General features: G+C 41.5%; 9 protein-coding genes. 8 read left to right on the top strand and 1 reads right to left on the bottom strand.

Annotated features, from left to right (window positions below; genetic code table 11):
- The first annotated feature begins 82 nt into the window (after nucleotides 1-82).
- From PSR9079_RS18630 to PSR9079_RS18600, 7 genes are all read left to right on the top strand, one after another.
- Nucleotides 83-1,594: a tryptophan halogenase family protein gene (locus PSR9079_RS18630; protein ID WP_149982798.1), complete on the top strand. Its 1,512-nt coding sequence runs from the start codon at nucleotides 83-85 to the stop codon at nucleotides 1,592-1,594.
- Nucleotide 1,595: 1 nt separating this feature from the next.
- A complete protein-coding gene (locus PSR9079_RS18625) occupies nucleotides 1,596-3,083 on the top strand; it encodes a tryptophan halogenase family protein (protein ID WP_149982797.1) in 1,488 nt (495 codons plus the stop codon).
- A gap of 52 nt (nucleotides 3,084-3,135) precedes the next feature.
- Complete coding sequence (locus tag PSR9079_RS18620; protein ID WP_149982877.1) at nucleotides 3,136-4,941, top strand: glycoside hydrolase family 13 protein; 1,806 nt, start codon at nucleotides 3,136-3,138, stop codon at nucleotides 4,939-4,941.
- 123 nt (nucleotides 4,942-5,064) lie between these two features.
- On the top strand, nucleotides 5,065-6,957 hold the full coding sequence (locus PSR9079_RS18615; RefSeq protein ID WP_149982796.1) for an alpha-amylase family protein: 1,893 nt from the start codon (nucleotides 5,065-5,067) through the stop codon (nucleotides 6,955-6,957).
- Nucleotides 6,947-8,431: an MFS transporter gene (locus PSR9079_RS18610; protein ID WP_149982795.1), complete on the top strand. Its 1,485-nt coding sequence runs from the start codon at nucleotides 6,947-6,949 to the stop codon at nucleotides 8,429-8,431. Before PSR9079_RS18615 ends, PSR9079_RS18610 begins: the two co-directional genes overlap by 11 nt.
- Nucleotides 8,432-8,445: 14 nt before the next feature.
- Nucleotides 8,446-10,851 carry a glycoside hydrolase family 15 protein gene (locus tag PSR9079_RS18605; protein ID WP_149982794.1) on the top strand — a complete coding sequence of 802 codons (2,406 nt, stop codon included), beginning with the start codon at nucleotides 8,446-8,448 and terminating at the stop codon, nucleotides 10,849-10,851.
- Nucleotides 10,852-10,937: 86 nt separating this feature from the next.
- On the top strand, nucleotides 10,938-12,650 hold the full coding sequence (locus tag PSR9079_RS18600) for an alpha-amylase family glycosyl hydrolase (protein ID WP_149982793.1): 1,713 nt from the start codon (nucleotides 10,938-10,940) through the stop codon (nucleotides 12,648-12,650).
- Nucleotides 12,651-12,670: 20 nt separating this feature from the next.
- Here PSR9079_RS18600 and PSR9079_RS18595 read toward each other — a convergent pair whose 3' ends face one another.
- On the bottom strand, nucleotides 12,671-13,648 hold the full coding sequence (locus PSR9079_RS18595; protein WP_149982792.1) for an integron integrase: 978 nt from the start codon (nucleotides 13,646-13,648) through the stop codon (nucleotides 12,671-12,673).
- Between the two features lie 671 nt (nucleotides 13,649-14,319).
- Between PSR9079_RS18595 and PSR9079_RS18585 the strand changes: the two genes are divergently transcribed.
- Nucleotides 14,320-15,303: a DUF4238 domain-containing protein gene (locus PSR9079_RS18585; RefSeq protein WP_149982791.1), complete on the top strand. Its 984-nt coding sequence runs from the start codon at nucleotides 14,320-14,322 to the stop codon at nucleotides 15,301-15,303.
- The last annotated feature ends 124 nt before the right edge of the window (nucleotides 15,304-15,427 follow it).

Genomic DNA, 15,427 nt, shown 5'->3' with positions numbered 1-15,427 from the left:
GATTCAGTTGTATTAAACGCGATTGAGACAAGATACTAGGGATCTCAATAGAGATCCCTTTTTTATTTGTGAGGAGTGATAAATGAAAGCGATAGAAAAAATTGTTATCTTAGGCGGCGGCAGTGCAGGTTGGATGACCGCTGCGATGTTAGCAAAAGTGTTTTCTAAGCAGCTATCAATCACTTTAATAGAATCACCCGATATTCCAACTGTTGGTGTAGGGGAGGCAACTATCCCTGCGATACAGACTTTCAACAATGTCTTGGGGCTTGATGAACACGTTTTTTTAAAGCGCACTCAAGGCACTTATAAACTTGGTATTCAATTTGAAAATTGGGGCCAACAAGGCGATAGTTACCAGCATGCATTTGGTGATATTGGCAGAGGGCTTGGGATCACCCCATTTCATCACTTTTGGCTCAAAAGCAACCAAAGCAAAACAACGCAAACCTTATGGGACTTCAGTGTTAATGCCATTGCGGCAAACCATAATAAATTCCACCCAAATCCACAGATTGGTAAAACGCCTTTAGCTGGGCTTACTTATGCTTATCACTTTGATGCGGGCAAATACGCAAAGTTATTACAAGAGTTTGCAATTGCGCAAGGTGTAGAATATCTCAGTGGTACGATGGAGTCTGTAAAATTAGACGATAATGGCTTGATTAAAACACTTGAACTCAGTGATGAACAAACCATAAAAGGTGATTTTTTTATTGATTGCAGCGGCTCCAGTGCACACTTGATTGAACAGGCGTTGGGGGTTAAATACCAAAGTTATCAGCATTGGCTTTTCTGTGATCGTGCAATTGCAGTGCAAACTAAACCGCTGAAAAATACGCCGCCATTTACTCGTTCGATTGCAAAAGATGCCGGGTGGCAATGGCAAATTCCGCTGCAAAATAGAGTGGGGAATGGGCTGGTATATAGCAGCCAATTTATGAGTGCTGAACAAGCTGAACAACAGTTATTAAATAGTTTAGAAACTGAGACCATAACGGCCCCAAAACATATTAAGTTCACGCCAGGAAGACGCGAACAGCAGTGGTTTAAAAACTGTTTAAGTATTGGTTTATCTAGTGGCTTTTTAGAACCTTTGGAATCTACCAGCTTACATTTAATACAAACCAGTATAGCTCGGTTTATTAAGTTATTTCCGGCGCACCCTGATTGTGAGTTATCGGCGCATGCTTATAATTTACAAGCCAAAAATGAATTTGAAAAAATTCGTGATTTTATTATTTTGCATTACGCTGTTAATCAAAAGCAGTCTCCATTTTGGCAACGGTGTGGCGCTATGACATTACCTGACTCATTACAGCAACGTATTGCACTATTTAAACGAACAGGCACGCTTTCAATACAAGCAGATGAACTTTTTTCAGAGGTTGCTTGGCTACAAGTTTTAATTGGACAAGGGATCCGACCACAAAGTTATCACCCGCTCGCACGTGCAATTTCAGATTCTGAGCTTGATGAGTTCTTATCCAATATAGCGACTATCCAACAGCAATACGTTACTCACTTACCAACACATGAGCAATATTTACACCGATTTTGTCGTTGTTCAGAGTTAGCAAAAGGCCAGATCTAGTATGAATATTATTATTGTTGGTGGTGGTACAGCAGGGTGGATGGCTGCTAATTTATTAAATCATTCTCTCACTAATACCCATGTCACTTTAATTGAATCACCAACAATTGCGCCTATTGGTGTTGGTGAAGGCTCGACTGCGCAGTTAAAACAATTCTTCGATACATTAAATATTAGCGAAAGTGAGTGGATGCCTCAATGCAATGCAACCTACAAACTGGGGATTGAATTTAAAAATTGGTCTACCCATCCAGGTCATGAGCAGTATTTTCACTCATTTTATGGGCAGACGGATTTACATACACAGCAGCAATTTATAAAAAGTTGTTTGTTAAAACGTCAAGGTATAGCGATTGATGCACATCCCGACAGCTATTTTTTAGCAGCCTACTTAGCTAAGCAACAGCGTGGGCCACATACTCAAGCGGACTTTCCATTTCAGCAAAGTTATGGTTATCATTTTGACTCGGGACTGCTTGGGCTATTTTTAGCTAATAGAGCAACAAGCAAAGGCGTTAAGCACCTAAAAAGCACCATCGCGCAGGTTGAGCTTGATTCCGCAGGCAATATCAAGCAGCTTGTTCTCGATGAAAACAGTGATGGACCGCAGTGTATTGCAGCTGATTTTTTTATCGATTGTAGTGGTTTTAAAGGATTGCTTATTCAGCAAGCATTAGCCGTACCTTGGCTTAGTTTTAAAGAAAATCTATTTAACGACAGTGCTATTGTACTGCCGACAATGAGTAATCAATTACAAGCCCCACAAACTACTTCAACCGCATTAAAATATGGATGGCAATGGGCTATTCCGCTTACCAATCGTATTGGCAATGGTTATGTTTACAGCCAAGACTTTTGCAGTGCTGATGAAGCAGAAACAGAACTTAGAACCACACTCGGCTTACTCAATTGCGATGTATCTGCACGTAAGCTAACAATAAAAGTAGGACGAGTTAAGCAACATTGGTATAAAAACTGTTTAGCTGTAGGTTTATCGCAAGGCTTTATTGAACCTCTTGAAGCAACTGCTTTACATTTAGTGCAGCAAACAATCGAATCGTTTATCGCATGTTTTGAGCATAACCAACCGAGTGAAGCAAAGCGTGATTCGTTCAATACGCAAATTAATAACCGTATAGAAGGTATTCGCGATTATATTGTATGTCACTATCGCGCATCCAATCGGCGAGATACAGAGTATTGGCAAGCAAATGGTCAAAATGAAATGCTATCAGCCTCGCTAAAAAATATTTTTCAGTGCTGGTTATCGCGTAATGATTTAACCAGCGAAATTGCCCATCAAGGGATTGAAAACTACTATTCAAGTCTGTCGTGGCATACCTTATTGAGCGGTTATGGCGTTTTCCCTCCTAGCGTTGCTAAGCCAAGTTATACGCAACAACAGCAAATTAAAGAGCTTTATAATTTTAACCATCAGTGTGCAAGCCATTTTAGAGCGCTTACACCCATCATCCCGCAGCAAAAATAATCAGGATATTAATATGAGACTATCAAAAAGCGCATTACTGTTAGTAACAGTAATGCTGAGTTTTCAGCTGCACGCAAAAATGCGCGTTGAGCCACAAAACTGGTGGGTTGGTATGCAAAATAATACCTTGCAAATTATGCTGCATGATCAAGGTATTGCTAAGCAACAATGGCAATTAGCATCTTACTCAGGGGTGAGTTTAAAAAGTGTAACTAAAACCGATAACCCAAATTACGCTTTTTTAAATATTGAAATAAATCCAATCGCAAAGCCAGGTGTTTTAGTGTTTAGCAGCAAATCAGGGGAGCGTTTTGAGTATCAATTGCATGCACGTAAAGCTAATAGCAGTAAACGTAACGGTTTTGATAGCAGTGATACCATTTACTTAATTAATCCGGATCGCTTTGCTAATGGCGATAGCAGCAACGACACAGTAAAAGGAATGCTTGAGGCTGCAAATCCAATTGAGCGAGGTGGGCGTCACGGTGGCGACATTCAAGGTGTAATTAACGCACTGCCGTATTTGCAAAAACTGGGCATAACCCAGCTTTGGTTAACACCACCGCTTGAAAATGATATGCCCAGCTACTCTTATCACGGTTATGCAATTACCGATTTTTACACTATCGACCCACGCATGGGCTCAAATGAGTTATATCGAGAGTTATCAGCCAAAGCGAAACAACACGGTATTGGTATAGTGATGGACCTAGTGCTTAATCACTTTGGCTCTGAGCATGAATGGATGACAGATAAACCCACATCAGATTGGATCAATTTTAATGGCGAGTTTGCAAACGGTAAACATGCTACCAGCCATGCTCGTCAAACCATTCAAGACCCACATGCAAGTGAGTTTGATAAACGCCAGTTTAGCGATGGCTGGTTTGTAGCCACAATGCCGGATCTAAACCAGCGGCAACCGTTATTAGCAAACTACCTTATCCAAAATGCTATTTGGTGGATTGAATACGCCGACTTAAGCGGTATTCGCGTTGATACCTATTCATATTCAGACAAAGCCTTTTTAGCTGACTGGACTAAAGCCATAATGACTGAGTATCCCGCTTTTAATATTGTTGGCGAAGAGTGGACCACCAATCCTGCGATTGCTTCATATTGGCAAGCAGGAAAGGTAAATAACGACGGCTATACCTCAAGCTTACCAAGCGTGATGGATTTTTCATTACAAGAGTCACTTATTCAAGCACTTAATGAAGAGGAGAGTTGGAACACTGGCTGGGTAAAAGTGTATCAATCAATCGCCAATGACTTTTTATACCCAAATCCAGACAACTTGCTCGTGTTTGCCGATAACCACGATATGAGCCGAGTTTACACTCAGCTTAAGCAAGATCTTGCTAAAACGAAAATGGCGATGACTATGTTGCTTACCACTCGTGGTATTGCACAAATGTATTATGGCACCGAAGTATTGCTTGATAATACGGGCAGTAATGATCACGGTGATATCCGTATTGATTTCCCCGGTGGTTTTAAAGGTCAGCCAAGTAATGCTTTTACAGGACAAGGGTTATCAGATGAGCAGCGTGATATGCAGCAAACCATCACCACCTTACTTAATTTTAGAAAGCAAAGCCCAGCAATAGCGCAAGGTAAACTGGTTCATTTTATTCCTAAATCAGGTATATACAGTTACGCGCGGATAAGTGAGCAGCAAACTTTGTTGGTGTTTTTAAATAAAAATACCGCAGCAAAAAACTGGTCATTAGCGTATCTGCAAGAGGTTATTGGGCAACACAAACAGGCTGTGAGTCTTTTTACTGAACAGCAAATAAATATAACAGATACAGTGACCTTAGCGCCTATGAGTGCAACGGTATTAATAATTGAATAAAGCCTGTGTGAATACGTATGCAGCCGCTGTCAGTCAGTGGCAGTTCACTTTAGTATTAAATTTATAATAAAAATGACGTTTAAATGACAACCCATTAAAACGTCAGATCTAAGTAAGAACATTATGACAACAAATAAAACCACAATTAGTACATTCAAATATGGCTCATGGGTATTAGCTAGTAGCTTGTTATTGTCGAGCTGCTCAGATGAGCCAACAACCCCCAGTACTGACAAAAAGGTAGCTGAACAAGTTAACGAGCATTCAAAGCCGGTTGTGTATCAGGTATTCACGCGCTTATTTGGTAATACGCAAACAGCCAATATTCCGTGGGGAACCAAAGAGCAAAATGGCGTAGGCACATTTAGTGACTTTAATGATGCTGCTTTAAGTGGCATTAAAGAACTTGGTACCACCCATATTTGGTATACCGGCGTGTTACACCATGCTTTGGTCGGCGATTACAGCCAATATGGAATTAGCCAAGATGACCCGGATGTAGTGAAAGGCCGTGCCGGCTCGCCGTATGCAATTAAAGATTATTACGATGTAAACCCAGATTTAGCCATTAATCCAGAGCGCCGCCTCGAAGAGTTTGCTGCATTAATTGAGCGCACCCATCGACACGGTATGAAAGTGGTCATTGATATTGTGCCAAATCATGTGGCGCGTCATTATCAATCAACCGCTAAACCCGCTGGAGTTAAAGATTTTGGTGAGCAAGATGACACCAGCGTAGAGTATGCCCGCGATAATAACTTTTATTACGTTACTGGGCAGTCATTTCAAGTACCAACCAGTGAAAACTACCAAGTGCTAGGCGGTAATGCCCACCCACTTGCTGATAACTTATTTGCTGAAACGCCTGCAAAATGGACTGGTAATGGTGCCCGTGCTGCTAAGCCTGATATAAACGACTGGTACGAAACAGTTAAAGTAAATTATGGCGTAAAACCTGACGGTAGTTATGACTTTCCAACTCTGCCCGATGAGTATGCTACTAAAGATTTACGCGCGCACTTTGAGTTTTGGCAGGATAAAGAGTTGCCAAACAGCTGGTATAAGTTTCGTGATATCGCGCTATATTGGCTCGATAAAGGCGTAGATGGCTTTCGCTATGATATGGCCGAAATGGTACCAGTAGAGTTTTGGAGCTTTCTAAACTCATCAATCAAGATGCACAACCCAGAGGCATTTTTACTAGCCGAAGTATACAATCCCGCACTATATCGCCCGTATATCCAGCAAGGAAAAATGGATTACTTGTACGATAAAGTCGGCTTTTACGACACCTTAAAAGCTGTTATGCAAGGCACGCAACCGGCAGAAACTATTTTTAATGCTCAGCAAAAAGTGGCTGACATAGAGCAGCATATGCTGCACTTTTTAGAAAACCATGACGAACAACGTATCGCCAGCCCTGACTTTTCAGGTAGTAGTGAAAAGGGCAAACCCGCATTAGTAGTATCAAACCTTATTAGCCGTGCGCCAACACTATTATATTTTGCTCAAGATGTGGGTGAAGATGGCTCTGAAGATGCAGGCTTTGGCAAACCAACTCGCACCAGTATTTTTGACTACATTGGCGTGCCAGCGCATCAAGCGTGGATGAGCAACGGCAAGTTTGATGGTGCTTTATTAACACCGGCACAAGGTCAATTACGTGAATATTACAAAGCCGTTATGGCGTTGAGTAAACATCCAGCAGTTGTCGCTGGTGACATGCAACCACTGATGGTTACTGGCAGCGAAAAAGTTGCTGCGTTTAGCCGCAGTATCGGTAATCAACAAATTTGGGTGGTGAGTAATTTTGCTGAGCAAGTCAGTCAGATCAGTATTGATATTCCACTTAACACACTGACGCAAAATACCAACGAAAAAATACAATTGCTTGATTTGCTAGAGGCGAATCAAAACGCCGAGCTAACTATTACAGCTGAGCAGGCACACATTAGTTTAACTTTAAATGCGCTTAGCAGTGCAGTATTAACCACTGGAGCTCATAATGAAAAATAACAAACCAGATTTAAGTTTTTGGCAAATATGGAACATGTGCTTTGGCTTTTTAGGCATTCAATTTGGCTTTGCACTGCAAAACGGTAATGTAAGCCGAATATTTCAAACCCTTGGGGCTAATGTAGATGACATTCCTATTTTGTGGGTAGCAGCACCACTCACAGGGTTAATTGTACAGCCAATTATTGGTTACTGGAGCGATAAAACCTGGGGCAAATTAGGCCGCCGTCGTCCGTTTTTTTTATACGGCGCTATTTTAACCACATTATCGTTATTTATTATGCCAAACTCACCAACACTTTGGATTGCAGCGGGCATGTTATGGATAATGGATGCATCGATTAACGTCACTATGGAACCATTTCGCGCTCTTGTAGGCGATAACCTACCAAACAAACAGCGTGCTACTGGCTATGCAATGCAAAGCTTTTTTATAGGCGTAGGCGCCGTGGTTGCTTCTGCACTCCCTTGGATGATGACGAACTGGTTTGATATTGCTAACACCGCCGCTGCAGGGCAAATTCCTGATTCAGTAAAGTACTCATTTTACTTTGGTGCAGTTGTATTGCTGGTCGCAGTGGGCTGGACAATTATAACCACCAAAGAATATTCACCTGAAGAATTGGCCGCATTTAATCAACAAGAGCAAACTGCGGCTGAACAGGCTGTATCTGCACAAATTAACTTTAGTAAAGGCGGCAGTGTATTTACTGTGTTAGGCCTTGCTGTGCTTGGTTTAGTCATGGGATTAAACCTAGAAAAAGAGCTGTACCTATTGGCAGCTGGCTTAGTGAGTTTTGGCGTTATTCAATTTATTGCAGCCGCACTACAGGCAAAAAACCACACCAGCGGTGGCTTTTACCAAGTCGTTAACGATGTATTCACCATGCCAGAGGCGATGAAACAACTTGCTTGGGTACAGTTTTTTAGCTGGTTTGCATTATTTGCCATGTGGATTTACACCACCTCAGCGGTAACCAGTTTTCATTATGGTAGCAGCGACACAAGTTCAGCGGCGTATAACAACGGTGCAGACTGGGTGGGTATTTTATTTGCGGCTTACAACGGTTTTGCTGCATTGGCGGCTTTATGTATCCCGATCATCGTTAAGCGTGTTGGTTTAAAACTAGCACATGCACTTAACCTTATTTTAGGTGCGTTAGGTTTGGCGAGCTTTATGTTTATACAAGATCCGAGCTTACTTATTTGGCCAATGATAGGTATTGGTTTTGCGTGGGCGTCTATTTTGTCATTGCCTTACGCCATGTTAAGTACCTCAGTACCGAGTCATAAAATGGGTGTGTATATGGGAATATTTAACTTTTTTATTGTGATCCCACAATTATTAGCCGCCAGTGTACTTGGCCTGATACTTCGTCACTTTTTCCAAAATCAACCTATTTACGCATTGATGCTAGGTGCTGTGTCTTTTGTACTTGCAGCGGTTGCCGTACTGCGTGTTAAACAGTCTTAATTTAAGGGTCTAAAATGAAAAAATATAACCTAATTACCGCGACAATATTGGCCGCAGGCCTTGTAGGTTGTGGCGTGCAAAATACGCAAACCAGTGCAGTAGCGCAAACATCAGTGAGTGCGCCAGGCGCACCAGGCGAAGCCCCATTTTGGGCATACGCAGGCAAAACCGGGATAGGCACGTCTTTTGAGCAATACCAAAATGGCCATTACAGTAACGAAGCACCTACAGGTAAAGTGTCAAAAGTATGGTTTTCGATTGCTAAAGGGATGATCACCGAAACCATGTTCGGGCTTATTCATCAAGCGCAAATTAAAGACATGCAATTTGTTGTAGTAGGAAAAGATTTTACAGTCACCGAAGCTGATGATTTAGACGTTACTATTGACTACTTATACAAAGACGATAAAGGCCGCCCGTTATCATTAGCATACAAAGTAGTAAGCAAAGACAAACAAGGTCGCTTTAGCCTAGAAAAACATATATTTACCGATCCAGACGGGCAAAGCTTATTTGTACGCAGTATTTTTAATACCCAGCTCGACGGTGTAAAAGCTTATGTAACGGTTAACCCGTATATAAACAACAACGGCTTAGATGACTTTGCAAAAACCACCGAGCAAGGGTTGGTAGCGTGGCAGGGCGAGAATTACTTGTCATTGCAAGGTGCACAGCCATTTAAACAAACAAGTGTTGGTTTTACAGGTGTGAGTGATGGTTTAAGCCAGCTTAAAACAACTCAGCAGCTTACCCGCGTTTATAAAAATACCGGTGAACAATCGGGTAATGTTAGCCTACTTGCAGAGCTGGGTGAAATTGGTGAAAACAGCCAGTTCGATTTAACCCTAAGCTTTGGTAACAACCAGCAATCAAGCTTTAAACAAGGGCAAGCTACGCTAGCCAAAGGTTACCAAGCTGTGCTTGATAATTACAACGGTAAAGGCGAAGCGCTTGGTTGGCAAGACTACCTGCAAAGCCTTGCACCACTTAATACCATGAGCGAACAAACCGCTGATAACGGCAAATTACTTTATACCAGTGCTATGGTGTTAAAAGCGCAAGAAGACAAAACTCATGCTGGGGCACTTATTGCCTCTTTATCTAACCCATGGGGTGAAACCGTATCGGCGAAAACCGGCTCTACCGGTTACAAAGCGGTATGGGTGCGCGACTTTTATCAAGTTGCCATGGCATTTATGGCCATGGGCGATACTGCAACAGCTAAAACCGCATTTGAATACCTTGAAAAAGTACAAGTAAACAGCAAAACCCCGGGCAACAACGGCGACACAGGGTGGTTTTTACAAAAAACGCACGTAGATGGCGAACTTGAATGGGTAGGCGTACAGCTAGACCAAACCGCTATGCCTATTATGCTAGCGTGGAAGCTTCATCAGGCAGATGTGTTAAGTGATGCTGAGCTAACTGATTGGTATACCCGCATGTTAAAACCGGCCGCTGACTTTTTGGTAGACGGTGGGCGCGCTAAAATCCTATGGAACGACATGCAAATAACCCCACCTGCGACTCAACAAGAGCGTTGGGAAGAGCAAGCAGGGTATTCACCATCAACCACCGCTGCTGTTATTGCCGGTTTAATTACCGCCGCTGATATTGCAAAAATGGCAGGTGATGAGGTGAATGCTAAACGCTACCTTGCAACAGCAAAAAGTTACAACGCCGATATAGAAAGTATGATGTTTACCACCGCAGGTAATTTAGAATCAAGCGCATCAGACGGCGAATATTTTATACGTATTGGCCAAGACAAAGACGCTAACTCAAATACCAAAATTAACGCTAATAATGGCCGTGACGGGTTTAATAAAAAGCAAATACTTGATGGTGGGTTTTTAGAGCTCGTTCGCTATGGTGTACGTGATGCGCTAGCGCCTAGCATAGTAAAAACACTCCCAGAATATGATGACGAAACCCTAACAGATAACCTACAAGTTAAATACAGCTTTGAGTTTACTGATGGCAGCGGCACATTTGCAGGATACCGCCGCTATGGTAACGACGGGTACGGTGAAGACGAAGTAACTGGCGCTAACTATGCGCAAGGTGGAAAAAATAGCCCAGGGCAACGTGGGCGAGTTTGGCCATTTTTTACCGGTGAACGGGGCCATTATGAAATTGCCGCCGCAAATGCTAATAATACCTTAGATGCAACAAAACAGCAGGCTATTAAAAATAGCTATGTAAAAGGGCTAGAGCAATTTGCTAACGAAGGCATGATGCTACCAGAACAAGTATGGGATGGCGTAGGCGTAAATAAAGCAGGATACACGTTAGGCGAGGGTACAAACTCGGCCACACCACTGGCGTGGACGCATGCTGAATACGTGAAGCTAGTGCGCTCATTAAGTGACAAGCAAGTATGGGATCATTACCCAGTGGTAACTAAAGCACTAAAATAACCGCAAACTATCCGCAGTTCAGGTTAATTAACATAGCCGTAGTAAAATACGGCTATGTTATTTATTACAATAATAACGAGGCTGAAATGAAAACATTTACCTTGAGCGCATTAGCATTAGCAATCATGCTAACAGGCTGCCAAAGCGCACCATCATTAAATACCAACACTAACAATATCGCCAGATCGCAATTAAACACTGAGCAACACGCAACGCCTTGGTGGCAAAATGCGATATTTTATCAAATTTGGCCACGCAGTTTTTACGATAGCGATGCTGATGGTCATGGCGACTTTAACGGTATGACCCAAAAGCTCCCGTATTTACAAGAGCTCGGCGTAAATGCACTGTGGTTAACCCCCATGTTTGAAGCACCGTCGTATCATGGCTATGATTTTACTGAATTTTACCAAGTAGAAAACGACTACGGCAGCATGGCCGAGTTTGAAGCCTTTATAAAAGCCGCTGATGATAAAGGCATGAAAGTCATACTTGATTTAGTTATAAACCATATATCAAGTAACCATGAATGGTTTCAGCGTTCAGCAAAACAACAAGCCCCTTATGCTGATTACTTTATTTGGCGCGACGATATGCCAAAAGCCGGTAGCGGTTGGGGCCACGCATGGAGTAATAACGACCAACCCGACGCAGTATGGCATTGGAATGAAACACGTCAGCAGTATTACTATGGTGCGTTTGGAGCAAGCCAACCTGATTTAAATTTACGCCACCCTGATGTTATTGCCGAAATGGAAAAAATGGCCAAGTTTTGGCTTGATAAAGGCGTTGCAGGGTTTAGGTTAGACGCTGTACGCTTTGCCATGGAAAGCGGCGGCAATACACAGGCCGACACAGACGAAACCATAGCTTACTGGCAGCACTTTAATCAGTATGTAAAAAGTGTAAACCCTGAGGCATATTTGGTGGGTGAAGCCTGGGCAGATATTCCTGTGGCGGCAAAATACTACGGCGAAGGTAAAGGGCTTGATCAGGGCTTTGATTTTGAAGTGGGCTATAAAATACTGGGCTTATTAAAACCCAATGCCAGTGGTGAAGCGCAATTTGGCACTATGCAATCTAATCAACAAGTGAATACAGTTGATGCCAATGTGCTCAAACAAAATTTACAACAGCGTATTGATTCAAATGCACCGCTTGATTTTTTTGCACCGTTTTTAACTAATCACGACCAAGAACGTATCGCTTATCAACTTGCAGAGCACGACGATAAAGCAAAACTTGCCGCCGCCATGTTATTTAGCTCTCCTGGCACGCCGTATATTTATTACGGTGAAGAGATAGGCTTAACACAAGGTGGCACAGGTCACGATGTGTATAAACGTGCGCCTATGCAATGGGACAACAGCAGTCAAGCCGGTTTTACCAAAGCTAAAACGAGCTGGGTTGAACAAAGTGAATTATTTGGTAAAGACTTTACCAGCTGGTGGCCTGAATTTTTAGCCGAGCAGCTTAGCGCAGGCGATCGCAATGTAAAAACGCAACAAGCAGACTCTGATTCACTTTGGCGTTTATATCAGCACTTAATTTCGCAGAAAAAACAGCGCCCAGAGCTCGGCATTAAAGGCAGTTATGCGTTAACTCAACACAACAACGGCCTGGTTGAAATAACCCGCGAGTTAAACGGCAGTAAATCGATGTTTATACTTAATTTAACCGCTAACCCGCAAAGCATCAGCGGTATAAAACGTCAGGGGTTAACGCCTAGCTGGCAACACGACCTCAATGACGAGCAACTCGCAGCTTATGGTTTGTTGTTACTGAATAACACACTGTAAATAAAATTCATCCGTTGGGGCTAACATATGTTAGCCCCAATTCGTGAAAATGGGCTAATTACGCCATTGGCGCCTTGCTGCAAAACATGCGTGTAAATTTGGGTTGTTCTCACATCAGTGTGACCTAATTGTACCTGAACCGTTCGAATATCAGCGCCACTTTGGAGTAAGTGCGTAGCGAAAGAATGGCGTAAAGTATGTGGGGTAACGTGTTTATTAATGTTGGCATCCTTAGCTGCTTTTTTAACCGCGCGCTGTACTTGCTTTTCATCTATATGATGCCTTCTCAACTGTTTACTTTCAGGATCAACACTGAGCTTATAAGATGGAAATAAATATTGCCATCCCAGCTGCTTGTTATGATTGGGGTATTTTTTACGTAATAAGTGGGGCATGTAAACGCCACTGTATAGAGGATTTTTAAGATCAAGCTGTAAATAACTATTTACTAATTGTACTTGTGCGCGCAATTGAGGAATTAGCTCTATCGCGAGTGTTACAATACGGTTTTTGCCTCCTTTTCCATCCCAAATTCGAACACAGCTATAATCAAAGTCAATATCTTGTACCCGTAAACGTAGTGCTTCCATTAGCCGCATACCGCTGCCATAAAGTAGCGCACAAGCTAAATAGTGCTTTGTAATACAGTGTTTAAATAGTGCGGTTACTTCAGTTTGCGTAAGCACAACGGGTAATTTTCTCGGACGCTCACTTTTTACAAAATTTAATGATAACGACAGAGGGTCCTTAATTATTTCTTTATATAGAAAGCTAAGCGCATTCAACGCCTGAGCTTGTGTGCCTTGAGCAACATTTTGGGTGTTTACTAAATGGTTTAAATATAATTCGACTTCCGTATCCCCCATACAACTTGGATGTTGCATATTATTAAAGCGAATATAGGCAGCTATCCAAAAAAGATAAGCCTCAATGGTGCTCTTAGCATAACGCTTGCTATACATATGCTCTTGAATCATGTTTAGAAAAAGAGATTTCATAAATAATATTCAATTTCCAATAAAAAGGTACTGTATGTATAGACAGTTATTAGTGTTTTGTCCAATAACATTATTAAAAGTCGTTTTGGTGTAATTGCACAAGAGTTATTTTATATAGCACGTAATTACATGTTTACAATTGAGTTATTTAGTGGAATTATTGAGCTATGTAATATACGCCGTTTTGGGGTGTTATAATCCCCCAAAGTGGTGTTCAATAAGCTGTTAAATGGCTCTGCCGTCAGAGTTAATGTTTAAATTTAAAGTGGGTGCATAAAATCATGCATCCAGGCAGCAAGGAAAGCGCTCGTCGTTTATTTCTCTATTTCGTTCCTGTTGCCATTAGTTAAATTAGTGCCCTCGGCGCGTCCGCATTTTCGTCGTGGTGTGCCTTTAGAAAGTTAGTCGTATTGGCCTTTGGCGTTTATTTCTCAATGTGCCAATAAGGTATTTAAGTATGGCGGTAAGTTGTATATTCTTACGGTCTAAATGATCAAGTGGCACTACGCTAACGCTTCGTAAAGTGCATGTAGCTAGGTACGTAGTCGCCACTTAACCAGTGTAGTCAGTTGACCTACGTAAGCTGTCTTGGTTTTTGCAAAAACACGCAAAAACGCAAGCCAACTTACTCCGGCAACTGCTACAAGCGTTAGAATACTAAGGATGGTTCCGTGGGCAATGTTCCAAAAAAACAACATTACGTCCCCCAATTTTTATTAAAAAATTGGTCACAAGGTAATAAGAAAAGGATCTTTGTCTTTGATAAAAAATCAAATAAGTCCTTTCCTTCTAGTGTTAAAAACATCGCCCATGAAAATAATTTCTATGAAGATGAAATTCTAGGTTACGAGAATAATACTGAAATAAAACTATCTGGTCTTGAAGGCGATGCAGCACCAATAATTAGCAAAATCCTTTCAGAAGGAACAATTAAAAATCTAACAGAGTCTGAACATAAGTTACTCTGTTTATTTTCTTCTGTTCAATTACTTAGAACCAATAATACTAGAGAGTTTCTTGAAGAGTTTAATGAAATTCTTTCGGAAAAAATTCAAGATTGGGGAGGGGATCCCAATACTCAAGTTGAAAACCTCTTTAATATGTCGAAAGAAGAAGTTAAAAGTTCCTCCATAGGTATGTTAAATACGTTACCAACAGAGCTTGTGGGTAACTTTATTGATAAGGAGTTATCTTTATTAAAAGCACCGCCTAATAGTAGCTTTTATATATCAGATCACCCGATTATTAAACATAATCATTTTCCTAGGGAACATCGAGGAAATTTAGGGATTGGGTTATACGGTATAGAAATTTATTTTCCAATATCGCCTCAATATTGTCTTAGCTTTCTTTGTTCCGATGTAGCAACAGAACTTAAACAATCGGTAATGAACCATCAGGCAGCTAAAATGTTAGGTATTGCTAAGCAGCAGGATATATCTGAAGCGGAGACTATGGTTCAGTGTTTTAAAAATAAAACACCTTTCAATGTTTCCCCTAGTCACATGGATTTTAGTAACTCAAGTCAGGTGATAAATTCCACTCGCTTTGTATACTCTGCGAATAGTGATTTTTCTTTAGCCTTTGATATGTTAAAAACGAATCCAGAAATAGCTACTCAACCCAAGGTCGTTGATGGTAGTAAAGTATTCTAACACATATGAGCCTTAACTCTGTCAATAGGCAATAGAGTTCTTTTTGACCGTTTTTATAAATTGACGGTCAATTCTAAACCAATAAACAAATTCGTTTACTTCGTCTGTCGATGCGGCTGTTAAG

The sequence above is a fragment of the Pseudoalteromonas rhizosphaerae genome (genome assembly GCF_902498845.1).
Classification (GTDB): domain Bacteria; phylum Pseudomonadota; class Gammaproteobacteria; order Enterobacterales; family Alteromonadaceae; genus Pseudoalteromonas; species Pseudoalteromonas rhizosphaerae.
This window is presented reverse-complemented; position numbering and strand designations above follow the sequence as displayed.